A 24667-nucleotide genomic window follows, 5' to 3' on the forward strand; every position below is an offset into this window, starting at 1 on the left:
ACACCGTGAAGGAAATCCTGGACGCGATCCAATCGCAGGACAGCACCGCCGCGGACTTCGCGGCCCTGTCCATCCCTGAGTCGTACCGCGCGGTGACCGTGCACAAGGACGAGACGGAGATGTTCGCCGGGCTCACCACCCGCGACAAGGACCCCCGCAAGTCACTGCATCTCGACGAGGTTCCGGTGCCCGAGCTCGGGCCCGGCGAGGCGCTGGTCGCCGTCATGGCCAGCTCGGTGAACTACAACTCCGTGTGGACCTCGATCTTCGAGCCGATGGCCACCTTCGGCTTCCTGGAGCGCTACGGCAAGCTCAGCGAGCTCACCAAGCGCCACGACCTGCCGTACCACATCATCGGCTCCGACCTGGCGGGCGTCGTCCTGCGCACCGGCCCCGGCGTCAACGCCTGGCACCCGGGCGACGAGGTCGTCGCGCACTGCCTCTCGGTCGAACTGGAGTCCTCGGACGGCCACAACGACACGATGCTCGACCCCGAGCAGCGCATCTGGGGCTTCGAGACCAACTTCGGCGGCCTCGCCGAGATCGCGCTCGTCAAGTCCAACCAGCTGATGCCGAAGCCGCAGCACCTCAGCTGGGAGGAGGCCGCGGCTCCCGGCCTCGTCAACTCCACCGCGTACCGTCAGCTCGTCTCGCGCAACGGCGCGGGCATGAAGCAGGGCGACAACGTGCTGATCTGGGGCGCCAGCGGCGGACTCGGTTCATACGCCACACAGTTCGCGCTGGCCGGTGGTGCCAACCCGATCTGTGTCGTCTCCAGCGACCAGAAGGCGGACATCTGCCGGAAGATGGGCGCCGAGGCGATCATCGACCGCAACGCCGAGGGCTACAAGTTCTGGAAGGACGAGCACAACCAGGATCCGCGCGAGTGGAAGCGGTTCGGCAAGCGCATCCGTGAGCTGACCGGCGGCGAGGACGTGGACATCGTCTTCGAACACCCGGGCCGCGAGACGTTCGGTGCCTCGGTGTACGTGACCCGCAAGGGCGGCACGATCGTCACCTGCGCGTCCACGTCGGGCTACAACCACGAGTACGACAACCGCTACCTGTGGATGTCGCTGAAGAAGATCGTGGGCTCGCACTTCGCCAACTACCGCGAGGCGTGGGAGGCCAACCGGCTGGTCGCCAAGGGCAAGATCCACCCGACGCTGTCGAAGGTCTACTCGCTGGAGGAGACCGGTCAGGCCGCGTACGACGTCCACCGCAACCTCCACCATGGCAAGGTCGGCGTGCTCGCGCTGGCCCCCCGCGAGGGTCTGGGTGTACGCAACGAGGAGCTGCGCGAGCAGCACATCGACGCCATCAACCTGTTCCGTGACGCGCCGGCGGAGCGGACCGACGAGCACAGCAGGAATGTCTGACATGACGGGCCGCCAGAAGGACCGCCCGTGGCTCATGCGGACGTACGCCGGCCACTCGACCGCCGAGGCGTCCAACGAGCTCTACCGGCGCAACCTCGCCAAGGGCCAGACGGGCCTGTCGGTCGCCTTCGACCTGCCGACGCAGACCGGGTACGACCCCGACCACATCCTCGCCCGCGGCGAGGTCGGCCGGGTCGGCGTGCCCGTGTCGCACCTCGGTGACATGCGCCGGCTGTTCCAGGACATCCCCCTGGAGCAGATGAACACCTCGATGACGATCAACGCCACCGCGATGTGGCTGCTGGCGCTCTACCAGGTGGTCGCGGAGGAACAGGGCGCCGACGCCACCAGGCTCCAGGGCACCACGCAGAACGACATCGTCAAGGAGTACCTCTCGCGCGGGACGCATGTCTTCCCGCCCGGTCCTTCGCTGCGGCTGACCACCGACATGATCACGTACACGGTCAACCACATCCCGAAGTGGAACCCGATCAACATCTGCAGTTACCACCTGCAGGAGGCGGGAGCCACTCCGGTCCAGGAGATCGCATACGCCATGTCGACGGCCATCGCGGTCCTGGACGCCGTACGCGATTCCGGTCAGGTGCCCGAGGAGAAGTTCGGCGATGTGGTCGCGCGGATCTCCTTCTTCGTGAACGCGGGCGTCCGCTTCATCGAGGAGATGTGCAAGATGCGCGCCTTCGGCCGCATCTGGGACCAGGTCACCCGCGAGCGGTACGGCATCACCGACGCCAAGCAGCGCCGCTTCCGTTACGGCGTCCAGGTCAACTCGCTCGGCCTGACCGAGGCACAGCCGGAGAACAACGTCCAGCGCATCGTCCTGGAGATGCTGGCCGTCACCCTCTCCAAGGACGCCCGCGCCCGGGCCGTCCAGTTGCCGGCCTGGAACGAGGCACTGGGGCTCCCCCGGCCCTGGGACCAGCAGTGGTCGCTCCGTATCCAGCAGGTGCTCGCGCACGAGAGCGATCTGCTGGAGTACGAGGACATCTTCGCCGGATCGCATGTCATCGAGGCCAAGGTGGACGAGCTGGTCGCCGAGTCGCTCGCCGAGATCGACCGGATCCAGCAGATGGGCGGCGCCATGGCGGCCGTCGAGTCCGGCTATCTGAAGTCCGAGCTGGTCTCCTCGCACGCCGCCCGCCGGGCCCGGATCGAGGGCGGCGAGGAGAAGATCGTCGGTGTCAACATCTACGAGACGACCGAACCGAACCCGCTCACCGCGGACCTCGACGGGGCAATCATGACGGTCGACCCCGCCAATGAGGCCAGGGTCGTCACAGCCCTCCACGAGTGGCGCGACAACCGCGACGAGGCCCGTGCCTCCGAGGCGCTGGCGGCCCTGAAGAAGGCCGCGGCCGGCACCGAGAACATGATGGAAGCGACCGTGGAGTGCGCCCGCGCGGGTGTCACCACCGGCGAGTGGTCCTGGGCGCTGCGCGATGTCTTCGGCGAGTTCCGGGCTCCTACGGGCGTCTCGTCCGCTCCGGTCGCGGTCACCGCGGAGGCCGGCACACCGCTCGCCCTCGTCCGCGAGAAGGTCGCCCGCACCGCCGCCGACCTGGGCGCCGGGCGGCTGCGGCTGCTGGTCGGCAAGCCGGGCCTGGACGGGCACTCCAACGGCGCCGAGCAGATCGCCGTACGGGCCCGTGACGCCGGTTTCGAGGTCGTCTACCAGGGGATCAGGCTGACCCCCGAGCAGATCGTCTCGGCCGCCCTCGCCGAGGACGTGCACTGCGTCGGCCTGTCGATCCTGTCGGGTTCGCACGCCGAACTCGTACCGGACGTACTCACCCGGCTGCGCGGGGCGGGCGCCGCCGACATCCCGGTGATCGTGGGCGGGATCATTCCGCCCGCCGACGCCACCGCGCTGATCGAGGCGGGCGTCGCCGCCGTATTCACCCCGAAGGATTTCGGTATCACGGAGATCATCGGCCGTATCGTCGACGAGATCCGGAAAGCGAACAAGCTCGACCCTCTGGAGGTCCCCGCATGACCCAGCCCGCCCACCCGTCTCCCGCCACCACCCTTCCGGGGAGCGGCTCCGCCGCGCACCTCCCGAACCGTCTGCGTCCACGCCGCTCGTGTCTGGCAGTGCCCGGCTCGAACCCGCGGTTCCTGGAGAAGGCCCAGGGCCTCCCTGCCGACCAGGTCTTCCTCGACCTGGAGGATGCCTGCGCGCCGCTCGCCAAGGAGGGCGCCCGGCACCACATCGTCGACGCGCTGAACAACGGCGACTGGACGGGCAAGACCCGGGTCGTGCGCGTCAACGACTGGACGACGCACTGGACGTACCGCGATGTGATCACGGTGGTCGAGGGCGCCGGCCAGAACCTCGACTGCATCATGCTGCCGAAGGTCCAGGACGCCCAGCAGGTGGTCGCCCTCGATCTGCTGCTCACCCAGATCGAGAAGACGATGGGCTTCGAGGTCGGGAGGATCGGCATCGAGGCACAGATCGAGAACGCCAAGGGCCTGGTGAACATCGACGACATCGCCGCCGCCTCGCCCCGCCTGGAGACGCTGATCTTCGGCCCGGCAGACTTCATGGCGTCGATCAACATGAAGACCCTGGTCGTCGGTCAGCAGCCGCCCGGATACGGCGCGGACGCGTACCACTACATCCTGATGCGCATCCTGATGGCGGCCCGTACGCACGACCTCCAGGCGATCGACGGCCCCTTCCTGCAGATCCGCGACGTGGACGCGTACCGCGAGGTCGCGGGCCGTGCGGCGGCGCTGGGCTTCGACGGCAAGTGGGTGCTGCACCCCGGTCAGGTCGACGCGGCCAACGAGGTGTTCTCGCCGTCGCAGGAGGACTACGACCACGCCGAGCTGATCCTCGACGCGTACGAGTGGTGCACCTCGGAGGAGGGCGGCAAGAAGGGCTCGGCGATGCTCGGCGACGAGATGATCGACGAGGCGAGCCGCAAGATGGCGCTCGTCATCGCGGGCAAGGGCCGCGCGGCCGGTATGCAGCGCACCTCCAAGTTCGAAGCGCCGGAGGCCTGATCATGCAGTTCGGACGCACATTTGAGGAATTCGAGGTCGGTGCGATCTACAAGCACTGGCCCGGAAAGACGGTCACCGAGTACGACGACCACCTTTTCTGCCTGCTGACCATGAATCATCACCCGCTCCACATGGACAGCAACTACGCGGAGAGGACGACCGACTTCGGGAAGAACGTTGTCGTCGGCAACTACATTTACTCGCTGCTGCTCGGAATGTCCGTTCCGGATGTCTCCGGAAAGGCGATCGCCAACCTCGAAGTCGAGTCGCTGAAGCATGTCGCGCCGACCTTCCACGGCGACACGGTCTACGGCGAGACGACCGTTCTGGACAAGACTCCGTCAAAATCCAAGAACGACCGCGGAATCGTCTACGTGGAGACCAAGGGGTACAAGCAGGACGGGACCCTCGTCTGCGTGTTCCGTCGCAAGGTGATGGTCCCCACCGAGACGTACATCAAGGAGCGCGGCGGGGAGCAGCCCGGCCGCCCCGAGCTGAACCAGCCTTCGCAGAAGAACGTGGAGAAGTAGCCATGACGCGACTTGCCCAGACTGCCGGTCTCAACGATGTCCAGCAGGAAATTCTCTCCACGGTCCGGGACTTCGTCGACAAGGAGATCATTCCGGTCGCGACCCAGCTGGAGCACCGTGACGAGTACCCGGCCGAGATCGTCGAGGGGCTCAAGGAGCTCGGCCTGTTCGGACTGATGATTCCCGAGGAGTACGGGGGTCTGGGTGAGTCGCTTCTCACATACGCGCTGTGCGTGGAGGAAATTGCCCGCGGCTGGATGAGCGTGTCAGGAATCATCAATACGCACTTCATCGTGGCGTACATGCTCAAGCAGCACGGCACGCAGGAGCAGAAGGACACATTCCTGCCGCGGATGGCGCTGGGCGAGGTCCGCGGCGCGTTCTCGATGTCCGAGCCGGCGCTGGGCTCCGATGTCGCGGCGATCACCTCCAAAGGCGTCAAGGACGGCGATGAGTACGTCCTGAACGGCCAGAAGATGTGGCTCACGAACGGTGGCACGTCCTCGCTCGTCGCCGTGCTGTGCCGGAGTGACGAAGGCCACCCCGAGGGGACCGCCCCGCACAAGTCGATGACGACGTTCCTGGTGGAGAAGGAGCCCGGTTTCGGCGAGGTCCGGCCCGGTCTCACCATCCCCGGCAAAATCGACAAAATGGGCTACAAGGGCGTCGATACGACCGAACTCATCATGGACGGGCTACGCATTCCGGCCAATCGGGTACTGGGTGGCACTACCGGTCGAGGGTTTTACCAAATGATGGATGGCGTCGAGGTCGGCCGGGTGAATGTGGCTGCGCGTGGCTGCGGCGTCGCACAGCGTGCATTCGAGCTGGGCGTTTCTTATGCCCAGCAGCGTCACACCTTCGGAAAGCCGATCGCCCAGCACCAAGCGATCCAGTTCAAGTTGGCCGAAATGGCCACCAAGGTCGAGGCCGCCCATGCGATGATGGTAAATGCAGCGCGCAAAAAGGACTCCGGAGAACGAAACGATCTGGAGGCAGGGATGGCGAAGTACCTCGCCTCCGAGTACTGCAAGGAAGTCGTCGAGGACGCCTTCCGGATCCATGGCGGTTACGGCTTCTCCAAGGAGTACGAGATCGAGCGCCTCTACCGGGAGGCCCCGATGCTGCTGATCGGTGAAGGTACCGCCGAGATCCAGAAAATGATCATTGGGCGCCGACTCCTCGAGGAGTACCGGTTCCAGGGGTGATTGTCCCTTTCGAGGCGATTTGGCCGCGAAGAAGATCACACCCTGTCACCCTCAGGCGGTGCCTTCAAGCCGTCCGACTCGGCTGCTGGCTTGCCCAGTTGCGGCTCGCAACCGATAACATCGCCGGAAAAGCCGCCGTCCCCCGTTGCCAGCGCGGCATCATCCGCTACGAAGGTCATCCATGCCCGACAGCCAAACCTCTGCACCACGCGGCGGAGTCCGCCTTGCGCGCGGAGCTTCGCCGTGGCTCCTCCCGACCGTCGCCACCGCGGCGCTCAGCCTCACCCGGGCCCGCAAGTCCGGACGCTGGGCCGCGGTGGCCGTGCCCACCACCGCCCTCGCGGCGGGCATGCTGTGGTTCTTCCGCGACCCCGAGCGTGAGATCACCCAGGGCCGGGTCATTTCGCCGGCCGACGGCGTGGTGCAGAGCATCATGCCGTGGAAGGACGGGCGCACCCGCGTCGCGATCTTCATGAGCCCGCTGAATGTCCATGTCAACCGCGCACCCCTGGCCGGCACGGTGACCTCGGTCGAGCACATCCCCGGTGGGTTCGTTCCGGCGTTCAACAAGGAGAGCGAGAACAACGAGCGCGTTGTCTGGCACTTCGACACCGAGCTCGGTGACATCGAGATGGTGCAGATCGCGGGTGCGGTCGCCCGCCGCATCGTCCCTTATGTCCCGCAGGGCACGAAGGTGGAGCAGGGCGAGCGCATCGGTCTGATCCGTTTCGGCTCCCGGGTCGACATCTACCTTCCGGAAGGTATCGATGTCGCGGTCGAGGTCGGCCAGGCCACCACCGCGGGGGTGACTCGAATTGACCGTGATTGATCCTGACACACAGGCCGGCTGGGTGCCGGAGGCGGAGTCCGAGGAGGATGGCGGCGAGGACATGCCGCTCTCTCTGCGGCTGTCGATAGCGGACACCCTCACTCTCGGCAACGCGACGTGCGGTTTCATGGCGGTGTACTTCACCACCACCGGAATCCTCATCCCGCATCTCACGGGCAGCGACGAGAGCGGTATGGCCCGGCACTCCGCGGCCACCGCCGTGATCCTCATGCTCATGGCCGCGGTGTTCGACCTCTTCGACGGGCTCGTGGCACGCAAGCTGCGCTCCTCGCCGATGGGTGCCGAGCTGGACAACCTCTCGGACCTGATCAGCTTCGGGCTCGCCCCGGCGTACTTCGTCCTCGTGTACGGCATGGTCGCGGACGACGCACACCAGCGGGTTTCGGCGCTGGCGGCGATCGTGGTGTTGCTGGCTGTGGTGCTCAGACTTGCCAGATTCTCCTGCGTGACCATGAAGGACGGCATGTTCCAGGGCATGCCGAGCCCCTTCGGAGCGCTCACGGTCGTCTCGATCGTGCTCCTGGAGCTGCCCTTCCCACTCACGCTGCTCGCGATCGTCGGAGTGGCGTGGCTGATGGTCAGCCGGGTCGAGTACCCGAAACCGCGGGGCGTCCTCGCGGTGGCGATGCTCAGCTGGATCGTGGCCGCGATGGGACTCCTCGCCGCGTGGGCGTTCGACGCCCCCGGCGGTAAGCTGCTCCTCCAGACCGGCTGTGCGCTGCAGGTGGTCCTGGGAGCGGTCATCCCGCTCTTCGCGACGGCACGGCGGGTGAACACCTTCCGCGACAACCGGCGTGAGGCGCGGGCGGCGCAGCTGCCGTAGCGGTACAGCAGATACGTAAGTGGGCCCCGGGTGCTCCCCAGCACCCGGGGCCCTCTGCGTGTGCCGGTATCCGACGACCGGCTGACGGACGTGTCCCGGTACTCCCGCCCGCTGTACAGCGCCCGGCCCTCAGCCGGGCACGAGCACGGCGGCCCCGTTCACCCTGTCGGCCGCCAGATCGGTCAGTGCCTGGTCGGCCCTGCTGAGCGGGTAGGTGCTCACCGTGACCCGGATGCCCACGCGCCCGGCCAGAGCAAGAAAATCGCGGCCGTCCTCGCGAGTGTTGGAGGTGACGCTGCGCAGATTGCGCTCCTGGAACAGGTGGCGCTGGTAGTTCAGCACGGGTATGTCCGACAGATGGATTCCGGCGATGGCGAGCGTGCCGGACCTGTCCAGTGCCTCCATCGCCACCGGCACCAGGTCGCCGACGGGTGCGAACAGGATCGCCGAGTCCAGAGGCTCCGGCGGGCGGTCATAGGCACCGCCCGCCGACGCGGCGCCGAGGTCCAGAGCGAGCGCGCGTGCCTGTGCCGAGCGGGTCAGCACATGAACAGTGGCGCCCTCGGCCACGGCCACCTGGGCAGCCAGATGGGCCGACGCGCCGAAGCCGTAGATTCCCAGCCGCCCACCCTCCGGCAGCGCGCTGCGCCTCAGCGACCGGTATCCGATGATTCCCGCGCAGAGGAGTGGTGCGAGCCGGACGGCGTCCTGATCTTCCGGGAGCCGGTAGGCGAACGCCTCCGGAACCAGCGCCGTGTCGGCGAAACCGCCGTCCGCGTCCCACCCGGTATAGGTGGACCGCGGGCAGAGGTTCTCCCGGCCGCCCAGGCAGTACCGGCAACTCCCGCACGTTCCGCGCAGCCACGCTCCACCCGCCCGGTCACCGATACGGAAGAGGCCGGCCCCCTCGCCGACGGCCGCCACCCGGCCGACGATCTCATGACCGGGGACCGTGGAGGGACGGCGCGGCAGGAGATCGCCCTCGGCCAGATGGAGATCCGTGCGGCAGACGCCGCACGCTTCCACGTTCAGCAGAAGCTCCCCGGGACCGGGAGCAGGCATCGTGCGGTGCACGCGCGCCAAGGGCCCGGTGCCGATCGGACCGGGTGTCCGGACGGCCCAGCCGCTCTGCTCAGCCGGGACGGACACGGAGACATCCACACATCCAGCGTGCGGCGGTGGAGCCGGCCAGGCAACCGGCCCGTTGTCCGTATGCGAGAAACGGGCCACAGCACCGAGCCTGGACCGCCGTGGTGCTTCGACCGTGTTCACCCGTGCCCTCCTGCATGTGTCGGCAGGAGGGCTAAGGTTTCAACAGGGGCGCACCGACAACGCCCAGGGACGCCATGCACCGACACCGCAGCTCACCGGACAGCACCCAGGAGCTCCTGGTCACACTTGGGCGTCTGGTCGATCAGGCGTTGGAGAACATCAGGCTGCAGCGAGCCCGGGCGGAGCTGGGCATGGCGCTGCAGCGGCACATGCTCCCGGCCGAACTTCCGGAATTTCCGGGCATCCGGATCGCGGCCCGGTACTCGCCGTCGCAGAACGGTCTGGCTGTCGGCGGCGACTTCTACGACGCGTTCTCCATGAGGGACGGGGTGGCGGAGATCGCCATCGGTGATGTGCAGGGTCACGGGGTGGAGGCCGCCGCCTTCATGGGTGAGGCCCGTGCCAGTCTCAGGGCCCTCGCCAGCGTCACGGTCGACCCGGGGAAGGTGCTGGCCTGCGCCAACGATCTGCTGATCTCACTGGGCGGTGACCTGTTCACGACCTGTTGCCTGCTGAGCATTGTCCCGGAGAGCGGTGAGTTCTGCGTCGCCCGGGCCGGGCATGTCCCGATCGTCTGGGGCAGCGACGGCGGCGACTCGGGCATCTCCCTGGACGCCGGCGGGGTGCCCCTGGGGATATTCCCCGGCCAGCACTACCCCGTGACCCGTCGGCGGCTGAAGCAGCCCGGGTATCTGGTCATGGTGACCGACGGGGTCGTGGAAGGACCGGCCTACCCGATGGACGAGGGACTGGCTGCGGTGTCCGCACTGGTCGGTACGGCGGACGGGTCCGATCCCGGCGAGCTGGCCTCGCGAGTGATCAAGGTGGCGGACCTGACCGGTCATGAGGACGACGCCGCCGTCCTCGTCGTCCGCTACGACGGTGTGCCGGGCGGCGGCTAGCGGGAAGTCCTCGTTCGTCGGCCAAGGCGGCAGCCCGGGCTGCCCAGCAGGGACGCACCTCATTCGTCCGCTTCATCGGTGTGGCGTCGGCGTGCCTGACCGGCCGGGCCGCCTCGACGTGGTGTCTGATGCTGTGGTGGTGGACAGCGCACAGCTCCGGCAGCACACGGTCACGGTCCTGACGTTCCTGGCGGTGGCCGTCTGCTACTTCGCGACGGCCCGTCTGGGGCTGCTCCAGCAGGTGGTGCGCGGCCAGGTCACGCCGCTGTGGCCCCCGACCGGGATCGCGGTCGCGGCGCTGCTCGTGTTCGGTATGCGGATCTGGCCGGGAATCGCGCTCGGTGCCCTCGTCGTCAACATTTTCATCGGGCCTTCCCTTGTGCCCGTCCTGTTCATCGCGGCCGGAAACACCCTCGCCCCGATCTGCTCCTACCTGGTGCTGCGCCGTGCCGGCTTCCACAACGCCCTCGACCGCTTGCGGGACGCGCTGGCGCTGGTCTTCCTCGGTGCACTGGGCGGCATGCTGATCAGCGCGACCGTGGGCACCGGCATCCTGGTCCTGTCGGGGGCGATCCCGGCCGGTGGCTTCCGGCCGACCTGGTCGGTCTGGTGGACGGGCGACGCCATGGGCGTCATGGTCGTCACGCCGTTCCTTCTCGTCGTCCGAAGGGTCCGATGGCCGCACGGCGTCGGCCTGCCCAGGTGGGTGGAGGCCGCCGCGCTGGTGGCGTGCACGGCGACCGTCACCGTCCTGGCGACCGACACCCCCAACGCTTCCCTGCTCTTCCTCGTGTTCCCGTTCCTGATCTGGGCCGCTTTCCGCTTCGAGCGGGCCGGCGCCGCGTGCTGCGCACTGGGCGTGTCCGTCTTCGCGATCCTCGCCGCCGGACGGATGACAGGCCCCTTCGCCCACCACCGTCTCCTCACCAACATGATCACGCTCCAGGCATTCAACGGAGCCACCTCACTCACGGCTCTGCTCCTCGCGGCGGTCATCGCCGAACGGAACCGCACATACCAGGAGATCAAGCGACTCTGTGAGCAACTCTCCGAGAAGGTGTCGCAGCAGGACACCTGAATCACTCCATCGGCCGTGCGAAGAGTGCGCGGACCTGCGATCCGAAGCAAGCTGATGGGCGAACGGCACCGCAACGAGGGCAACCGGACGCCGAGACTCGGCGGACGGGCGCCATAAGAGGTGGAGCCATGCCCCATGTGTCTGCGAACGTCCATGTGCCCCGCCCCGCCGACGAGATCTTCTCGTTTCTACGGGATCCGCGGAATCTGGCCGTGTGGTCGTCGAGCATAGATCAGGTGATCGAGGGCCCGATCAGCACGGAACGCGGCGACGAGTACACCTGCAAGTTCCCGGGCAGGCGGCGGATGCACCGCCTCACGTGCACCGCGAGTGCACCCGTCGAGTACCTGGCGTTCCGCGGTGCGCGGATGTGGACCCCGCTGGGCCGCCACTCCCCGGAACTCGAGTTCCGGCTGAGTCCGAGCCGGCAGGGAACGATGGTCACCGTTTCGGTCAAGCCCCATCTGGACGGCGGCATGATCATCCTTGCCCCGTTCGTGACGATGGCGTGGCGCCGTGATCTGCCGGCGGAGCTGCGGTGTCTGGCGGAGCTGCTCGCCGACGGGGACCGTCCCGACGCGGACACGACCGACGGTCAGGGGGCGGCGCCCTCTGTGGGGTGACGCGGAATGTGAGGTGCAGTGCGGTTTCGGGAAGGGGCTGCCCCCTACCCGCCCTTCCCGAAACCGGGGCGGACTACAGCAGGAAGTCGCGCGCGATCGCCTCGGACGCCCGTTCCAGTAGTGGTCCCGCCTGGGCCATGGAGACCGCGGGGTCCGGTTCCAGGTCCGTGAGGGCGTACGCGCGGCCGATGCCCGCGCCGGCCAGAGCTTCCGGCCGCAGGGCGAGACGGCCGCAGACCGCCACGACCTCGACGCCCGCGGCACGGGCTGCCGCGGCCACACCTGCCGGGGCCTTGCCGTGGAGGGTCTGCTCGTCGAGCGAACCTTCCCCGGTGATCACCAGCGTGGCGCGTGCCAGCGCGGGGGCGAAGCCGAGGACGTCGAGCATGACCTCGATGCCCGGGCGGAACCGGGCGCCGAGAGCGACCAGTGCCCCGTAGCCGATGCCGCCCGCGGCGCCTGCTCCGGGCAGCCGGGCGTGGTCCGGGCCCAGAACGGACGCGTAGTGGGCGAGCGCGGCATCGAGCGTCGCGATGTCGTCGTCGGTCGCGCCTTTCTGCCGGCCGTAGATCTCCGGGGCTCCTTTCGGGCCCGTCAGTGGGTTGTCCACGTCGCTGGCGAGGATCAGGTCCACATCGGCCATTCGCGCGTCGAGGCCGGACAGGTCCGCCTCGGCCAGGTCGGCGAGGCCGCCGCCACCGGGGCCGACGGGCTTGCCGTCCGTGTCCAGGAAGCGGGCTCCGAGCGCGGCCAGCATGCCCGCGCCGCCGTCCGTGGTCGCACTGCCGCCGACGCCGAACACGATCGTCCGGGCACCCGCGTCGAGCGCCGCGGCCAGCAACTCGCCGGAGCCGTACGTCGTGGCCATGAGCGGGGCGAACACCCCTGCGGGGAGGTGCTGGAGGCCCGAGGCCTCGGCCATCTCCACCACCGCCGTGGTGTCGCGCAGCGCGTACGCCGCGGTCACCGGATAGCCGAGCGGCCCCGTCACCCGCACCTCGCGGCGCTCGAACCCGGCGGCCACCGCCGCCGCCACCGTGCCGTCGCCGCCGTCCGCCACGGGCAGGGTCTCGACCTGCACCCCGGGGACGACGCGCCGCAGCCCGGCCGTCACCCGCTCCGCGACCTGTACGGCCGTGAGCGAGCCCTTGAACTTGTCCGCCGCGACGAGCACGCGTGCGGTCTCCATCACTGCTCCGTCCGCCACCTTGAATCCCTTGCTTTCGAACAGGCAGTCGCGCCGCCCCTGACCCTATCCGCAGCGGATACCTGCTGCCCAGAGTCGTCCTCGCACCGGCTCCGCCCCCACTACGCTGCCCGCGTGACCACCACTGATTACGCCACCTACATCGCGGGACTCCCCCGGGTTCTCGCTGCTGCGGCCACCGTGTTCCGGGACGTCCGCGGGCGAGTGCTGCTCGTCGAGCCGAACTACCGGGACGGCTGGGCGCTGCCTGGCGGAACGGTCGAGTCGGACGAGGGCGAGAGCCCTCGGCAGGCCGCGCGACGCGAGACGGCCGAGGAGATCGGTCTCGATCTGGAGCCGGGACGGCTGCTCGCGATCGACTGGGCACGTGGCCCGAAGCGGCCACCGATCGCCGCGTATCTGTACGACGGCGGAGTGCTGGACGAGGCGGAGTTGAAGGCGATCCGGCTGCAGGAGGAGGAACTCCTGTCCTGGGAACTGGTCGAGCGCGACGAACTCGACCGCTATCTGCACGGTGGCCTCGCGCTGCGCCTGAGGGCGGCACTGGATGTGCTCGATTCCAGCAGCGGTGCAGTGGAGCTGGAGGACGGCCGCCCGGTGACCGGCTGACGTACGCGCCCGCTCGCGCCCCGGCACCCATCACCCGTCACGTACAGCCCGTATTTCCGTTGTGTCCCGTTGTCTTGACAGGACGTCAGCTGATAGTCCGGTCAACAGCTGCCGGACACCCGAGTTCATGTGTCAGTTGTCCGCAGTGCACCCTCGACCGGCATCATCCGAACTCCACGACAGCGGAGGGATCATGCGTACGCACACGGGACACCTCGGCGGGCTGCTCGCCACGATCGTCGCAGCGTTCGCCTGTACGGCAGTTGTCGCCACGGCGTCGACCGCGACCGCGGAGCCGGCGTCGGCCCCGGCCGCACACCGCAAGGTGCCGCTGTCGGTCGACGGCGGCGCGTGGCAGTCGGGGCATGTCCAGGGCATGGCCATCGACCGCCGCAAGGGCTTCATGTACTTCTCGATGACCAACCTGCTGGTCAAGACCGACCTCAAGGGCAACCCGGTCGGCTCGGTCACCGGATTCACCGGCCATCTCGGCGATCTGGACTTCAACGAGAAGGACGGCAGGGTCTACGGCTCGCTGGAGTACAAGGAGGCGAAGTCCTTCTACATCGCGATCCTCGATGTCGACCGCATCACCCGGATGGACATGGACGCCCAGTCCACGGGTGTCGTCTCGACCGTCTATCTCAGGGAGGTGGTGAAGGACTTCACCGCCGATATGAACGGCGACGGCGTCTTCGACGGCGACACGGCCAATACGCCCGATCACCGCTACGGCTGCAGCGGCATCGACGGCGTCGCGTTCGGCCCGGAGTTCGGCGACCGGCGCGGCAAGCGCGGTGAGCAGAAACTGACGGTCGCGTACGGCGTGTACGCCAACACGGGCCGCACGGACAACGACCACCAGGTGCTGCTCCAGTACGACGTCACCCGGTGGAAGAAGTACGAGCGCCCGCTGACCGAGTCCGCCCCGCACACCAGCGGCCCCGCACACGTCGGCGGAAAGTTCTTCGCGTACACCGGGAACACCACGTACGGCGTGCAGAACCTGGAGTACGACGGCTACAGCGGCAACTGGCTGATGGCCGTCTACAAGGGCGCCAAGCCGGGCTTCCCCAACTACTCGGTCTTCGCGCTGGACGGTGCGAGGAAGCCGGTACGCGGCCCCGTCCTCGGTCAGCAGAGGCCGGAGCGCGGTCTGCTGCTCCCTCTGCTGCGCGATGGGGCACACGATGCGGCGACCGGCACGTACGGGTGGCCGGTGCCGGGGCAGTACGGACAGTACGGGCTGGTCTCGCTCGACGACGGGCGGTTCTATGTCGCTCGGAGCGGCACGGTCCAGGACGGCGGCGTCACCAAGCAGACAGCCCGCGCCGTGCTGAACACCTGGACGGGCCGGACCCCGTCACCGTTCAGCCCTGTCGGTCCTGCGGCTTGACGTCCACCTCGGGCAGCGGCTCCTCGCGCGCGGCAGTTCGCGCTTCGGTGCGGTGGCCGCGCGCGATGCAGTCGCGTACGACGGGTTCGACGGCGTCCTGCGGGCTGCCGGCGCCCGCGAGCACCATCACTTCCACCACGAGTTCCGCATCGAGACCTACGGTGACCTCGGCCATGGAACGGGACCACGGCGCCGGGTGAAATGACCTCGCGGGAGACGGCCGGCGCTGCGTACGCTCGTGCCATGACTCTCGTCGCGATCCTCAGCGGCGCCGGTATCTCCACGGACTCCGGCATCCCCGACTACCGCGGGCCCAATGGGCTTTGGCGCAAGGATCCGGAGGCCGAGAAGCTTGTCACGTACGACTTCTACATGGCCGATCCGGAGATCCGCCGCCGCTCCTGGCAGATGCGCCGCACCAGCGCGACCTGGGGCGCGGAGCCGAACGCGGCCCACCGGGCGGTGGCGGAGCTGGAGCGGTCCGGCGCCGCGGTGCGGGTGATCACTCAGAACGTCGACGGTCTGCATCAGCTCGCCGGTCTGACCGCCCGCAAGGTACTCGAACTGCACGGGAGCGCGCACGAGACGGTCTGCACCCGTTGCCATGCCCGCTCCCCGATGGCCGAGGCGCTGGCCCGCGTGGAGGCCGGCGAGGCCGACCCGCCGTGCACCGTCTGCGGCGGCATCCTGAAATCGGCGACGATCATGTTCGGCGAGCGGCTCGATCCGGTGGTGCTGGGCGAGGCGATGTCGATCGCCAAGGCCTGCGAGGTCTTCATCGCAGTCGGTACGACGCTGCAGGTGCAGCCCGCCGCCTCGCTGGCCGGGATCGCGGTGGACAACGGGGCGCGGCTGATCGTGGTGAACGCGGAGCCCACACCGTACGACGAACTGGCCGACGAGACCATCCGCGAGCCCATCGGCACGGCGCTTCCCGCACTGCTGAAACGACTGGCCGCGGGCCCGGAAACGGGTACGGGCTCCAGGGGCTGAGTGGTAGCTACGGCCGAAGAACGCTCGCCCCTGCCGCACCGGCGCCGATCACACCGGGCAGTGTCGGAGGTGGGCTGTACGGTCCCCCGCATGACCGAACCTTGAGACCCTAGTGATCGAGTTCCTGTTGTATGCGGCGCGAGGGGCGGAACGTGTACAGGTCGAGGATCTCGGGTGGGTCCGCCAGCCCCGGGCCGCCCGCCTCGACCCAGGCGGCGATGTCCGTCACGGCGTCCGGGTCGTTGACCAGCCCGAGCCAGACCGGGCGGCCGCCCGCCCTGCGTCCCTGCGCGGAAGGCTGTACGACGATGACGTTGGCCTGCTCGCAGGCGTCCAGGCACTCGACGGCACGGACCGTGGCGGCCTCGCCGAGCGAACGGCGCAGCTCGGCGAGCTGACCGGCGTGGTCGACGTCGGGGATCTTCGGCGTCCCGCAGCAGCAGCCGCGGCAGACGCTGACGGTGGGGCGGGGCGTGCCCGGGGCGGGGTCGGCCCTGCGGGTGCGGCGGCTCATACGGGGACGCCTCCGGTGCCGGCGCGGATGATCACTGTGGGACTCTACCGATCCCTCCGCCGGATCGAACACCTGCACTCCCCCACCGGCCGGTGAGGTAAAGTGGATGGCTGCGAAGGGGAGTAGCCCCGCAAACCGGTCGTCGACACACTGGAGCCTCCGGGTTCCCGGTGGCCGGGCCCGTAGATCCTTACGGGCGGGCGAGACCTTCGGTCAGGTATGACGCGCCCGCGCCCCGTGGGCGCTGACGTCATGCCGGGCCGAGTGGTCCTCCGAAAAGCCCGAGTGGCGCTTCGCGAAGGCCCGGGCCCGGCTCTTACAGAAAGCCACCCGGAATGCACCTCGACCCCCTGGCGATCCTCACCGCCTTCGGGCTGATCTTCCTAGCGGAACTCCCCGACAAGACGATGTTCGCGTCGCTTGCCATGGGCACCCGTATGCGACCCCTGTATGTCTGGTTCGGTACGTCGTCCGCGTTCATCGTGCACGTGGCCATCGCCGTCGGGGCGGGCAGCCTGATCGGGCTGCTGCCCGACTGGATCGTCAAGCTCGTCTCGGCGTCCCTCTTCGCGTTCGGGGCGTTCATGCTGCTGCGCAACGGCGGCGGCGATGACGAGGAGGAGGGCGGCACCAAGACGGTGACCGGCTTCTGGCCGGTCTACTCGACCGCGTTCATGGCGGTATTCATCAGCGAGTGGGGCGACCTCACCCAGATCACCACGGCCAATCTGGCCGCGAGCAACGGCACCTGGTCCACGGCGATCGGGTCCGCGGCCGCCCTGATGTCCGTCTCGGCACTGGCGCTGCTCGCGGGGCGGTTCATCGCGAAGCGGGTGCCCCTCAAGACGGTTCAGCGGATCGGCGGGCTCTGCATGCTGGGGCTGGCGGTCTGGACCCTCGTGGAGATCTTCACCGGCTGACGCCTCCGCCGGCTCGGCTTCTTCATGCGTGGCTCGCGGACGGGCTTGGAATTCCAAGCCCGTCTTCGCGTTTCTTCGCGCGGGCGGCGTCAGAAGAGCGCCAGGGCGTCGTCCTGCGTGCCGTTCTCGAAGGCCAGCAACCGCTGCTTGCGGTCGAGCCCGCCGCCGTATCCGGTGAGGCTGCCGGAGGCGCCGATGACACGGTGGCAGGGGACGATGATGCCCACCGGATTCTTGCCGTTGGCGAGGCCCACCGCGCGTGAGGCGCCCGGTTTGCCGAGGAACTCGGCCAGTTCGCCGTAGGAGCGGGTCTCGCCGTACGGAATCAGCTGGAGCTGCGCCCAGACGCTGCGCTGGAACGGGGTGCCGTCCAGATGCAGCGGCAGGTCGAACTCGCGCAGTTCACCGGCGAAGTAGGCGTCGAGCTGGCGGATCGTCTCCGCGAAGGGGTGTGGGTCCAGGTCGCCGAAGGTCTCCTCGGGCGGGCGGTGCCGCTGGTCGGTCATGTAAAGGCCCGCGAGGACACCGTCGGTGGCGACGAGGGTGAGCGGACCGTACGGGCTGTCGACGACCGTGTGCTGCCGGGTCACGTCGCGCATATGCGTCGCGGTCATGAGCGAACTTCCCAACTTGCTTATGCGGGCAGGTGGTTGATCGGGTGATCGTCCACGGTCCAAAGATACTGGACCGCGTACGCCCGCCAGGGCCGCCAGGCCGCCGCGCGGGCGGTGAGCGCTGCGGGTGTCGACGGGAGGCCCAGATGCTCGGCCGCGCGCCGGATGCCGAGGTCGGTGGGGAGGAACGCGTCCGGGTCCCCGAGCGCCCGCATCGTGATCACCTCGACGGTCCAGGGGCCGAAGCCGGGCAGGGCGGTCAGCTCGGCCCGCGCCTTCTCCCAGTCGGTATCGGTGCCGAGTTGCAGTGTGCCGTCGGCGAGTGCGCCGACGAGTGTGGTGAGGGTGGTGCGTCGACTGCGCGGCAGGGCGAGCTGTTCGGGGTCGAGCGCGGCGAGGGCACCGGAGGTCGGGAAGAGATGGGTGAGGCCGCCCTCCGGGTCGTTGACGGGAAGGCCGTGGGCGGTGACCAGGCGGGCCGCGTGGGTGCGGGCGGCCGCGGTCGAGACCTGCTGGCCGAGCACCGCTCGTACGGCGAATTCCGCACCGTCGACGGTACGCGGCACCCGTCGGCCCGGCGCCTTGTCGACCAGGGGGGCGAGCAGCGGATCGGCGCGCAACTGGTCGTCGACGGCCACGGGGTCGGCGTCCAGGTCGAGCAGCCAGCGGCAGCGGCTGATCGCGAGGGTGAGATCGCGCGGATCGGTGAGGGAGAGCCGGCAGGCGATGTGGTCGGGGTGCGGGGTGAGGGCGACGATGCCGTGTCCGTACCGGAGGGTGAGCGTGCGGCGGTAGGAGCCGTCGCGCCACTCCTCGACGCCCGGGACCGCGGTCGCGGCCAGGTGGCCGAAGAGGTTGGTGGGGTTGAGCGGGGCCCGGTACGGCAGCCGCAGCGCTATCACGCCCGGAGTGGGCGACGGTGTCGCGGACCGCGCCGCACGGCTGCGCAGCTCGCCCGGGGCCAGTGCGAAGACCTCACGGACGGTGTCGTTGAAGGTACGGATCGAGGAGAACCCGGCTGCGAACGCGACCTCGGCCATGGGGAGTCCGGTCGTCTCGATGAGCAGCCGCGCCGTCTGGGCGCGCTGCGCACGGGCCAGGGCCAGCGGGCCGGCGCCCAGCTCGGCGAGCAGCTGGCGCTCGATCTGCCGGGCGGAGTAGCCCAGCCGGACCGCAAGACCGGGGACGCCTTCGCGGTCGACGACACCGTCCCGGATGAGTCGCATCGCACGGGCGACGGAGTCGGCACGGGCGTTCCACTCCGGGGAACCGGGGCTGGTGTCGGGGCGGCACCGCTTGCAGGCCCGGAATCCGGCCTGCTGGCAGGCGGCGGCGCTGGGGTAGAAGGTCATGTTCTCGACCTTGGGGGGCACGGCGGGGCAGCTGGGGCGGCAGTAGATCCGGGTGGTCAGGACCGCCGTGAAGAACCAGCCGTCGAAGCGGGAGTCCTTGGACTGGACGGCCCGCACGCAGCGCTCGGTGTCGGTGTGCATGACTCAAGCATCGGTCACGGGGCACTTGGGGGCTGGCGAGAATCCGACATCAGCCTTGTACTGCCAGGGCCTCTTCGAATTCCTAGCCTCGCGAACAACACGGACGGGGTGGTGATCGATCTTGAGCAGAATGATCTGAGACCGACCGGCAAATGGGGGCGGCGCCGAGGACGACGGCCGTAGGACGGCCCCCTCCGGGCCGGGTGGGCGGCCGGCCGCACCCCTCCTGCCGGGGATCACGGACGACCGCCACACATCACGAATGACCAGGTCACCAGGAGGACTTGGTGACTCCGGGGAGGAACCCGGCATGGGCCAGCTCGCGCATACGGACGCGAGAAAGCCCGAACTTCCGCAGATGCCCGCGCGGCCGCCCGTCCACGCCGTCCCGGTTTCGCACCCGGGTCGGGCCGGCGTCGCGCGGCTGGCGCCGGAACTCGTCCATGGCGGCGCGGCGTTCGGCAACCGTCGAGGACGGCCGACGGATGGTCTCCTTCAACTCGGCGCGGCGGGCGGCATATCGCTCGACGATCGCCTTGCGCTTCTCGTTCTGCACGATCTTGCTCTTCTTGGCCATCAGACCTTCACTCCCCTGGCGCGGATACGGGCGACGGCCGCCTCGATCCCGATGCTGTCGATCGTCTTGATCGCCTTGGCGCTGAGCGTCAGCCGGATGTTCCGGCCTTCGCTCGGCAGCCAGTACCTCTTGCGCTGAATGTTGGGATCGAAGCGGCGCAAGGTGCGCCGGTGCGAGTGGGAGATGTTGTTGCCGAAGCCCGGCTGGGCGCCGGTCAGTTGGCAGTGGGCGGACATGGCGCTACCTGCCTTCCACGGTGGACCATTTGATGGAAATGGAAATCATTGCCATATAGTAGCGCCATGGCTCGCACCGAACTACGCCCGGTCGTCAAGCTCCGCTCCACTGCGGGGACCGGCTACACGTACGTCACCCGCAAGAACCGCCGGAACGACCCAGAGCGCATGGTCCTGCGCAAGTACGACCCGGTCGCCCGCGAGCACGTCGACTTCCGCGAAGAGCGCTGACCGCTCTCCCACGCCACCCAGAAGGACACCGTCATGAAGCCCGGAATCCATCCCGCCTACGGTCCCGTCGTCTTCCGCGACAAGGCCGCCGGCTCCGCCTTCCTCACTCGTTCCACCGCTACCAGCGACAGGACGGTCGAGTGGGCGGACGGCAACACCTACCCCGTCGTCGATGTCGAGATCTCCTCCGTGAGCCATCCCTTCTACACGGGCACCGCCCGCGTTCTGGACACCGCCGGCCGGGTTGAGCGGTTCGAGCGCCGCTACGGCCGACGCGGGGCGAACTGATGCGGATCCAGGCCCGGTTGCCCGTCGTGATCGTCGGCGGGCTGCACTCCGTCGCCCGCAAGGAGGTCGTGGACCGACTGCTGCGCATCGTCCCCGGCAGCGTCGCCCTCCACCACGATCTGGCCACCGGCGCCGAGGGCACCGTGCGGCGCCTCGTACGGGACGCGTCGGGTGAGCTGTCCCACGGCGACGCCCCGCTCGTCAACGACTGCGCCTGCTGCGCGCTGCGCGAGGACCTGGTCCCCGAGCTGGAGCGACTGGCCGGCAGCGGTCTGACCCGGCTGGCGATCGTCGAGCTGTGGGACTCGGTCGAGCCCGGAGCGATGGCCGAGGTCATCGTCGCGCACGGCGGTCACGTACTTGAACTCACCAATGTGATGACGGCCGTCGACCCCGCACTCGTGCTGCCGTACCTCGGCAACGGCGACGACCTGGCCGAGGCGGGTCTCGCGGCGGCCACCACCGACCGGCGAACCGTGGGAGACACCTGGGCACGACAGTTGGAGTACGCGCCCGTGCTCGCCCTCGTCGACAGCGAAGCGGCCGACGACAAGGACCGCGTCCTGCTCATCCAGCTCCACCCGACCGCACGTCAGGTGCCCGCAGGTTCTGGCGAACTCGGCCGACTGGCCTTCGCGGGCTTCGACGTGGAGACGGCGGCTGCGGCCCAGCACCCCGCCTGCGCCCTGCTCCCGCAGGAAGCGGACGAGGCCGGGGTCGCCACGCTCGTCTGGCACCGCCGCCGCCCCTTCCATCCCGAGCGGCTGTACGAGGCGCTGGAAGACCTGTGCTGCGCGGCCGCGCGCAGTCGTGGCCGGTTCTGGCTCGCCGACCGCCCCGACACCCTGCTGGCCTGGGACGCCGCCGGTGGCGCGCTCTGCGTGGAGAGCGCAGGGCCGTGGCTGGCGTCCTTGCCGGACGCGGCCTGGGACATGGTGCCTCCCATGCGCAGGGCGGCGGCCTCGCTCGACTGGCACCCCGAGCACGGCGACTGCTGCCAGCACCTCGTCTTCACCTCCCCCGGCCTCGACCGCGACGGGCTGGCCGAACTCCTCGAAACCTGTCTGCTCACAGACACCGAATACGCGGCGGGACCCGAGGCGTGGAAACAGCTCCCGGCCCCCTTCGACTCGCTCCTCGACCCGGTTTCCTGACCCCGCACCGAACGCGGCGGCGCCCTCACCTCCAAGGAATGTCACATGGCACGATGCAACGATCCCCACAAGCCGCTGAAGTCCCGCCCCAATCCGCTGGACACGGCCGGGATCACCTACATCGACTACAAGGACACCGATCTGCTGCGGAAGTTCATCTCCGACCGCGGCAAGATCCGCAGCCGTCGCGTGACCCGGGTCACCGCACAGCAGCAGCGGCAGCTCGCCCGGGCGATCAGGAGTGCCCGCGAGATGGCCCTGCTGCCCTACGCGCACAGGTAACAGCGCAGGGTGCGTGCGTTCGCCGGCCCCTCCCCGGCCCGTCGGACGCACGCAGCCCCCTTGCGTCAGGGCCCTGCGTACCCGCCGCGCCCATCAGCCCCGCGCGGCCAGGACCTCTTCGAACTCCGCATACGCATGCGCGTCGAACAGCACGAATCGCACCTCCTCGACGGGCGGCGCGGCCTCCTCCAGAACTGTGCGGACGGCGATACGCGCTCCGTCGTCCATGGGCCAGCCATAGATCCCGGTCGAGATGGCGGGGAAAGCGACGGTACGAGCCCCCAGCTCCGCAGCCACACGCAGCGATTCGCGGTAGCAGGAGGCGAGGAGCGCGGAACGGTCCTCGGCGCCGCTCCAGACCGGCCCCACGGTGTGAACCACCCATCGGGCATCGAGCTTTCCGGCGGTCGTGGCAACGGCCTGGCCGGTGCGCAGACCCTTCCCGTACTGCGAGGCACGCAACTCGCGGCACGCGGCGAGGATCTCCGGACCGCCGCGCCGGTGGATCGCCCCGTCGACTCCGCCGCCGCCGAGCAGGGAGGAGTTTGCGGCGTTGACGATGACATCGGCGGACTGCTGGGTGATGTCACCGCGTACCAGGGTGACGGTGACGGCCTCGGGTGTGCGCATGCGGCCATGATGCCGTGTCCTCGTCGGCCGCACGGCCCTTGGTGCTGCTGTTCGGCGGACCCGTGGTCCACCTGGCCGCGCAGGCCCGGCAATTCCGCGCCACCACCCGCCGGTCCCGGACCGAACGGCTCATCGCGTGCGCCGCCTGTGCCGCCTGCGTCGTCGCGGGTGTCGCCGCGGTTTGGATGCCTCCGCTCGCCTCCCTCGTCGTGCTCGACATGATCCTGGTCGTGGTCGCCGTCGTCCTGTCGCGCGTCCACGGCCGGTCCGCGAAGGCGCTGAAGGTCACGGCCGGGGGTGCGCGGCCGTGACCGGCCGGAGGCGACCGGTGCCCCCCTGCCCGGTGGGGCAGCGGGCACATGGGCCCGGGGCCGGACGGTCCCGGCGCTCCGGACGGCCTTGAGGCGCTCAGGCCGCCCGAAGCCGCCGCCAGACGGCCTTCGCCGCATGGTGACCGGACATGCCGTGCACGCCCGGGCCGGGCGGAGTGGCCGAGGAGCACATGAACACCGCCGGATGCGCCGTCGCGTACGGAACCCGTGCGAGCTTGGGCCGTATCACCGTCTGGAGGCCGGAGAACGCGCCGCACGCGATGTCGCCGCCGACGTAATTGGCGTTGCGCGCCGCGAGTTGGGGCGGCCCCGCGACCGCTCGGGCGAGCACCAGGTCGCGGAAACCCGGGGCGAAGCGCTCCAGCTGCCGCTCGATGACATCGGTGGCGTCGCCCTCCCAGCCCGCCGGGACATGGCCGTACGCCCAGAAGACGTGCCGGCCCTCGGGAGCGCGGGACGGATCGACCAGGCTGGGCTGTGCGGTGATCAGGAACGGCACACTCGGGTCGCGGCCCGTCACCGCGGCGCTCAGCGCGGAGTTGATTTCACCTGCCGTGGGGCCGATGTGGACCGTTCCGGCGCGGCGGGCCTCCTTCGCGGTCCAGGGGACGGGGCCCGACAGCGCGTAATCGATCTTGAAGCAGGATGCCCCGTACCGATAGCCGCTGTAGGCGTGTCCCAGCCCCGCGATGCGGGCGAGGGCGGTCGGCGAGGTGTCGAAGATGTAGGCGCGGGCGGGCGGGAGCTCGTCCAGGCGCTTGACCTCCGTGCCGGTACGGATCGTGCCGCCCTGTTCGCGTATGTACGAGGCAAGGGCGTCGGAGATGGCCTGCGATCCGCCGCGCGGCACCGGCCAGCCCTTCTCGTGCGCGGCGAGGGCGAAGAGCAGGGCGACCCCGCCGGTGGCCAGGCCGCTGACGGGCGCTATGGCATGGGCGCCGAGCCCGGCGAACAGACCGCGCGCCTTCGCACCGCGGAAGCGGCGGGAGAGCAGCGTCGCGGGCTGGATCGCGTCGAGACCGAATCGCACCCAACGGTACGGGTCACGGGGCAGCCCGTCCCACGGGGTGCGCAGAAAGTCCTCGGCGAGGGTGTCCCAGTGGCCCAGGTACGGGGCGACGAGCCTGCGGTACGCCCCGGCGTCCTCGGCACCGAGCGACATGGCGCTCTCCCCCACCGAACCGGTGAGCACGGCGGCCGACCCGTCCGGGAACGGGTGGGCGAGCGCCAGCTCGGGCTGGAGCCACTCCAGGCCGTGCCGGGACAGCGGCATCGCGTTGAACGCGGGCGAGCCGATGCCCAGCGGATGAACGGCGGAGCAGGGGTCGTGGCGGAAGCCGGGGAGGGTGAGCTCCTCGGTACGGGCACCGCCTCCGACGGTCTCGGCCGCCTCGAAGACCTCCACGGCGAAGCCACGGCGGGCCAGTTCGGCCGCGGCGGTCAGTCCGTTGGGCCCCGCCCCCACGACGACAGCATCAAGCATCGACGGCACCTTC

Annotated in this window: 29 protein-coding genes; 19 read left to right on the forward strand and 10 right to left on the reverse strand. The window is 69.3% G+C overall.

The genetic code is table 11. The features are described from left to right. Positions 1–5 precede the first annotated feature (5 nt). The 7 genes from ccrA (at position 6) to pssA (ending at position 7820) form a co-directional block, all read left to right on the forward strand. A complete protein-coding gene (ccrA, locus tag ACZ7IB_RS38950; RefSeq protein ID WP_470919259.1) occupies positions 6–1379 on the forward strand; it encodes a crotonyl-CoA carboxylase/reductase in 1374 nt (457 codons plus the stop codon). A 1-nt stretch (position 1380) separates the two neighbouring features. Continuing rightward, positions 1381–3393 carry a protein meaA gene (locus ACZ7IB_RS38955; RefSeq protein WP_470919261.1) on the forward strand — a complete coding sequence of 671 codons (2013 nt, stop codon included), beginning with the start codon at positions 1381–1383 and terminating at the stop codon, positions 3391–3393. After that, positions 3390–4409 (forward strand): HpcH/HpaI aldolase/citrate lyase family protein, encoded by a 1020-nt coding sequence (locus ACZ7IB_RS38960; RefSeq protein WP_470919263.1) that lies wholly within the window; start codon positions 3390–3392, stop codon positions 4407–4409. Before ACZ7IB_RS38955 ends, ACZ7IB_RS38960 begins: the two co-directional genes overlap by 4 nt. Positions 4410–4411: 2 nt before the next feature. Further along, positions 4412–4939 (forward strand): MaoC family dehydratase, encoded by a 528-nt coding sequence (locus ACZ7IB_RS38965; RefSeq protein WP_470919265.1) that lies wholly within the window; start codon positions 4412–4414, stop codon positions 4937–4939. A 2-nt stretch (positions 4940–4941) separates the two neighbouring features. Beyond that, positions 4942–6147 carry an acyl-CoA dehydrogenase family protein gene (locus ACZ7IB_RS38970; protein ID WP_470919267.1) on the forward strand — a complete coding sequence of 402 codons (1206 nt, stop codon included), beginning with the start codon at positions 4942–4944 and terminating at the stop codon, positions 6145–6147. A 181-nt stretch (positions 6148–6328) separates the two neighbouring features. Then, positions 6329–6976, forward strand: a complete 648-nt coding sequence (locus tag ACZ7IB_RS38975; protein WP_362196922.1) for a phosphatidylserine decarboxylase — start codon at positions 6329–6331, stop codon at positions 6974–6976. A gap of 22 nt (positions 6977–6998) precedes the next feature. Continuing rightward, on the forward strand, positions 6999–7820 hold the full coding sequence (gene pssA / locus ACZ7IB_RS38980) for a CDP-diacylglycerol--serine O-phosphatidyltransferase (RefSeq protein WP_470919308.1): 822 nt from the start codon (positions 6999–7001) through the stop codon (positions 7818–7820). 129 nt (positions 7821–7949) lie between these two features. Here pssA and ACZ7IB_RS38985 read toward each other — a convergent pair whose 3' ends face one another. Next, positions 7950–8981 carry a zinc-binding alcohol dehydrogenase family protein gene (locus tag ACZ7IB_RS38985; RefSeq protein ID WP_470919269.1) on the reverse strand — a complete coding sequence of 344 codons (1032 nt, stop codon included), beginning with the start codon at positions 8979–8981 and terminating at the stop codon, positions 7950–7952. A gap of 185 nt (positions 8982–9166) precedes the next feature. Between ACZ7IB_RS38985 and ACZ7IB_RS38990 the strand changes: the two genes are divergently transcribed. From ACZ7IB_RS38990 to ACZ7IB_RS39000, 3 genes are all read left to right on the forward strand, one after another. Next, on the forward strand, positions 9167–9994 hold the full coding sequence (locus tag ACZ7IB_RS38990) for a PP2C family protein-serine/threonine phosphatase (RefSeq protein ID WP_470919271.1): 828 nt from the start codon (positions 9167–9169) through the stop codon (positions 9992–9994). 121 nt (positions 9995–10115) lie between these two features. Continuing rightward, the gene (locus tag ACZ7IB_RS38995) at positions 10116–11072 is read left to right on the forward strand and encodes an MASE1 domain-containing protein (RefSeq protein ID WP_470919273.1); all 957 of its coding nucleotides are present in this window, start codon (positions 10116–10118) and stop codon (positions 11070–11072) included. A 128-nt stretch (positions 11073–11200) separates the two neighbouring features. Next, complete coding sequence (locus ACZ7IB_RS39000; protein WP_470919274.1) at positions 11201–11695, forward strand: SRPBCC family protein; 495 nt, start codon at positions 11201–11203, stop codon at positions 11693–11695. A 73-nt stretch (positions 11696–11768) separates the two neighbouring features. On the opposite strand, the gene ACZ7IB_RS39005 is transcribed toward ACZ7IB_RS39000, so the two are convergent. Then, entirely contained in the window at positions 11769–12884 is a 1116-nt protein-coding gene (locus ACZ7IB_RS39005) for a glycerate kinase (RefSeq protein ID WP_470919275.1), read from the reverse strand. 132 nt (positions 12885–13016) lie between these two features. Between ACZ7IB_RS39005 and ACZ7IB_RS39010 the strand changes: the two genes are divergently transcribed. Together ACZ7IB_RS39010 and ACZ7IB_RS39015 are read left to right on the forward strand one after the other, a co-directional pair. Next, positions 13017–13511, forward strand: coding sequence for an NUDIX domain-containing protein (locus ACZ7IB_RS39010; RefSeq protein ID WP_470919276.1), 495 nt, complete (start codon positions 13017–13019; stop codon positions 13509–13511). A 193-nt stretch (positions 13512–13704) separates the two neighbouring features. Then, positions 13705–14907, forward strand: a complete 1203-nt coding sequence (locus ACZ7IB_RS39015; RefSeq protein ID WP_470919277.1) for a hypothetical protein — start codon at positions 13705–13707, stop codon at positions 14905–14907. Here the strand turns inward: ACZ7IB_RS39015 and ACZ7IB_RS39020 are convergent. Next, on the reverse strand, positions 14882–15082 hold the full coding sequence (locus ACZ7IB_RS39020; RefSeq protein ID WP_470919279.1) for a DUF2191 domain-containing protein: 201 nt from the start codon (positions 15080–15082) through the stop codon (positions 14882–14884). The two genes, ACZ7IB_RS39015 and ACZ7IB_RS39020, sit on opposite strands and share 26 nt — an antisense overlap. A 68-nt stretch (positions 15083–15150) precedes the next feature. On the opposite strand from ACZ7IB_RS39020, the gene ACZ7IB_RS39025 reads away from it, so the two are divergent. Beyond that, positions 15151–15900, forward strand: a complete 750-nt coding sequence (locus ACZ7IB_RS39025; RefSeq protein ID WP_470919280.1) for an SIR2 family NAD-dependent protein deacylase — start codon at positions 15151–15153, stop codon at positions 15898–15900. A 109-nt stretch (positions 15901–16009) separates the two neighbouring features. On the opposite strand, the gene ACZ7IB_RS39030 is transcribed toward ACZ7IB_RS39025, so the two are convergent. Further along, positions 16010–16414 carry a (2Fe-2S) ferredoxin domain-containing protein gene (locus ACZ7IB_RS39030; RefSeq protein WP_470919282.1) on the reverse strand — a complete coding sequence of 135 codons (405 nt, stop codon included), beginning with the start codon at positions 16412–16414 and terminating at the stop codon, positions 16010–16012. Between the two features lie 335 nt (positions 16415–16749). Here ACZ7IB_RS39030 and ACZ7IB_RS39035 point away from each other — a divergent pair, with 335 nt between their 5' ends. Further along, entirely contained in the window at positions 16750–17334 is a 585-nt protein-coding gene (locus ACZ7IB_RS39035; RefSeq protein ID WP_470919283.1) for a TMEM165/GDT1 family protein, read from the forward strand. Positions 17335–17423: 89 nt separating this feature from the next. Here the strand turns inward: ACZ7IB_RS39035 and ACZ7IB_RS39040 are convergent, their stop codons facing one another. The 4 genes from ACZ7IB_RS39040 to rpmB all read right to left on the reverse strand — a co-directional run bounded on the left by ACZ7IB_RS39040 (position 17424) and on the right by rpmB (position 20254). Then, positions 17424–17948: a methylated-DNA--[protein]-cysteine S-methyltransferase gene (locus ACZ7IB_RS39040; protein ID WP_470919285.1), complete on the reverse strand. Its 525-nt coding sequence runs from the start codon at positions 17946–17948 to the stop codon at positions 17424–17426. Between the two features lie 20 nt (positions 17949–17968). Then, entirely contained in the window at positions 17969–19441 is a 1473-nt protein-coding gene (locus tag ACZ7IB_RS39045) for a DNA-3-methyladenine glycosylase 2 family protein (RefSeq protein WP_470919286.1), read from the reverse strand. Positions 19442–19712: 271 nt separating this feature from the next. Next, entirely contained in the window at positions 19713–20018 is a 306-nt protein-coding gene (gene rpsN / locus ACZ7IB_RS39050) for a 30S ribosomal protein S14 (RefSeq protein WP_470919287.1), read from the reverse strand. Then, entirely contained in the window at positions 20018–20254 is a 237-nt protein-coding gene (rpmB, locus tag ACZ7IB_RS39055; protein ID WP_470919288.1) for a 50S ribosomal protein L28, read from the reverse strand. Before rpmB ends, rpsN begins: the two co-directional genes overlap by 1 nt. A 66-nt stretch (positions 20255–20320) precedes the next feature. Here rpmB and rpmG point away from each other — a divergent pair, with 66 nt between their 5' ends. The 4 genes from rpmG to rpsR are packed head-to-tail and all read left to right on the forward strand — an operon-like array spanning position 20321 to position 22209. Further along, positions 20321–20485, forward strand: a complete 165-nt coding sequence (rpmG, locus tag ACZ7IB_RS39060; protein ID WP_470919290.1) for a 50S ribosomal protein L33 — start codon at positions 20321–20323, stop codon at positions 20483–20485. Positions 20486–20518: 33 nt separating this feature from the next. Beyond that, positions 20519–20773 carry a type B 50S ribosomal protein L31 gene (locus ACZ7IB_RS39065; protein WP_470919292.1) on the forward strand — a complete coding sequence of 85 codons (255 nt, stop codon included), beginning with the start codon at positions 20519–20521 and terminating at the stop codon, positions 20771–20773. Then, positions 20773–21927 (forward strand): CobW family GTP-binding protein, encoded by a 1155-nt coding sequence (locus ACZ7IB_RS39070; protein WP_470919294.1) that lies wholly within the window; start codon positions 20773–20775, stop codon positions 21925–21927. Before ACZ7IB_RS39065 ends, ACZ7IB_RS39070 begins: the two co-directional genes overlap by 1 nt. Positions 21928–21972: 45 nt before the next feature. Next, positions 21973–22209: a 30S ribosomal protein S18 gene (gene rpsR / locus ACZ7IB_RS39075; RefSeq protein WP_470919295.1), complete on the forward strand. Its 237-nt coding sequence runs from the start codon at positions 21973–21975 to the stop codon at positions 22207–22209. Positions 22210–22302: 93 nt separating this feature from the next. Here the strand turns inward: rpsR and ACZ7IB_RS39080 are convergent, their stop codons facing one another. Further along, positions 22303–22839, reverse strand: coding sequence for an O-acetyl-ADP-ribose deacetylase (locus ACZ7IB_RS39080; RefSeq protein ID WP_470919297.1), 537 nt, complete (start codon positions 22837–22839; stop codon positions 22303–22305). A 14-nt stretch (positions 22840–22853) separates the two neighbouring features. Here ACZ7IB_RS39080 and ACZ7IB_RS39085 point away from each other — a divergent pair, with 14 nt between their 5' ends. Beyond that, on the forward strand, positions 22854–23150 hold the full coding sequence (locus ACZ7IB_RS39085) for a hypothetical protein (protein ID WP_470919298.1): 297 nt from the start codon (positions 22854–22856) through the stop codon (positions 23148–23150). 97 nt (positions 23151–23247) lie between these two features. Here ACZ7IB_RS39085 and ACZ7IB_RS39090 read toward each other — a convergent pair whose 3' ends face one another. Beyond that, positions 23248–24663 (reverse strand): phytoene desaturase family protein, encoded by a 1416-nt coding sequence (locus ACZ7IB_RS39090; RefSeq protein ID WP_470919299.1) that lies wholly within the window; start codon positions 24661–24663, stop codon positions 23248–23250. Positions 24664–24667 lie beyond the last annotated feature (4 nt).

This window comes from Streptomyces sp. NPDC037301, assembly GCF_055602785.1.

Excerpts from the sequence above, each read along its gene's own strand:
- ACZ7IB_RS38955 (WP_470919261.1), top strand. The coding sequence starts at position 1,381 with ATGACGGGCCGCCAGAAGGACCGCCCGTGGCTCATGCGGACGTACGCC.
- ACZ7IB_RS38960 (WP_470919263.1), top strand. The coding sequence starts at position 3,390 with ATGACCCAGCCCGCCCACCCGTCTCCCGCCACCACCCTTCCGGGGAGC.
- ACZ7IB_RS38965 (WP_470919265.1), top strand. The coding sequence starts at position 4,412 with ATGCAGTTCGGACGCACATTTGAGGAATTCGAGGTCGGTGCGATCTAC.
- ACZ7IB_RS38970 (WP_470919267.1), top strand. The coding sequence starts at position 4,942 with ATGACGCGACTTGCCCAGACTGCCGGTCTCAACGATGTCCAGCAGGAA.
- ACZ7IB_RS38975 (WP_362196922.1), top strand. The coding sequence starts at position 6,329 with ATGCCCGACAGCCAAACCTCTGCACCACGCGGCGGAGTCCGCCTTGCG.
- ACZ7IB_RS38990 (WP_470919271.1), top strand. The coding sequence starts at position 9,167 with ATGCACCGACACCGCAGCTCACCGGACAGCACCCAGGAGCTCCTGGTC.
- ACZ7IB_RS39000 (WP_470919274.1), top strand. The coding sequence starts at position 11,201 with ATGCCCCATGTGTCTGCGAACGTCCATGTGCCCCGCCCCGCCGACGAG.
- ACZ7IB_RS39005 (WP_470919275.1), bottom strand. The coding sequence starts at position 12,884 with ATGGAGACCGCACGCGTGCTCGTCGCGGCGGACAAGTTCAAGGGCTCG.
- ACZ7IB_RS39015 (WP_470919277.1), top strand. The coding sequence starts at position 13,705 with ATGCGTACGCACACGGGACACCTCGGCGGGCTGCTCGCCACGATCGTC.
- ACZ7IB_RS39020 (WP_470919279.1), bottom strand. The coding sequence starts at position 15,082 with ATGGCCGAGGTCACCGTAGGTCTCGATGCGGAACTCGTGGTGGAAGTG.
- ACZ7IB_RS39025 (WP_470919280.1), top strand. The coding sequence starts at position 15,151 with ATGACTCTCGTCGCGATCCTCAGCGGCGCCGGTATCTCCACGGACTCC.
- ACZ7IB_RS39030 (WP_470919282.1), bottom strand. The coding sequence starts at position 16,414 with ATGAGCCGCCGCACCCGCAGGGCCGACCCCGCCCCGGGCACGCCCCGC.
- ACZ7IB_RS39035 (WP_470919283.1), top strand. The coding sequence starts at position 16,750 with ATGCACCTCGACCCCCTGGCGATCCTCACCGCCTTCGGGCTGATCTTC.
- ACZ7IB_RS39040 (WP_470919285.1), bottom strand. The coding sequence starts at position 17,948 with ATGACCGCGACGCATATGCGCGACGTGACCCGGCAGCACACGGTCGTC.
- ACZ7IB_RS39045 (WP_470919286.1), bottom strand. The coding sequence starts at position 19,441 with ATGCACACCGACACCGAGCGCTGCGTGCGGGCCGTCCAGTCCAAGGAC.
- rpsN (WP_470919287.1), bottom strand. The coding sequence starts at position 20,018 with ATGGCCAAGAAGAGCAAGATCGTGCAGAACGAGAAGCGCAAGGCGATC.
- rpmB (WP_470919288.1), bottom strand. The coding sequence starts at position 20,254 with ATGTCCGCCCACTGCCAACTGACCGGCGCCCAGCCGGGCTTCGGCAAC.
- rpmG (WP_470919290.1), top strand. The coding sequence starts at position 20,321 with ATGGCTCGCACCGAACTACGCCCGGTCGTCAAGCTCCGCTCCACTGCG.
- ACZ7IB_RS39065 (WP_470919292.1), top strand. The coding sequence starts at position 20,519 with ATGAAGCCCGGAATCCATCCCGCCTACGGTCCCGTCGTCTTCCGCGAC.
- ACZ7IB_RS39070 (WP_470919294.1), top strand. The coding sequence starts at position 20,773 with ATGCGGATCCAGGCCCGGTTGCCCGTCGTGATCGTCGGCGGGCTGCAC.
- rpsR (WP_470919295.1), top strand. The coding sequence starts at position 21,973 with ATGGCACGATGCAACGATCCCCACAAGCCGCTGAAGTCCCGCCCCAAT.
- ACZ7IB_RS39080 (WP_470919297.1), bottom strand. The coding sequence starts at position 22,839 with ATGCGCACACCCGAGGCCGTCACCGTCACCCTGGTACGCGGTGACATC.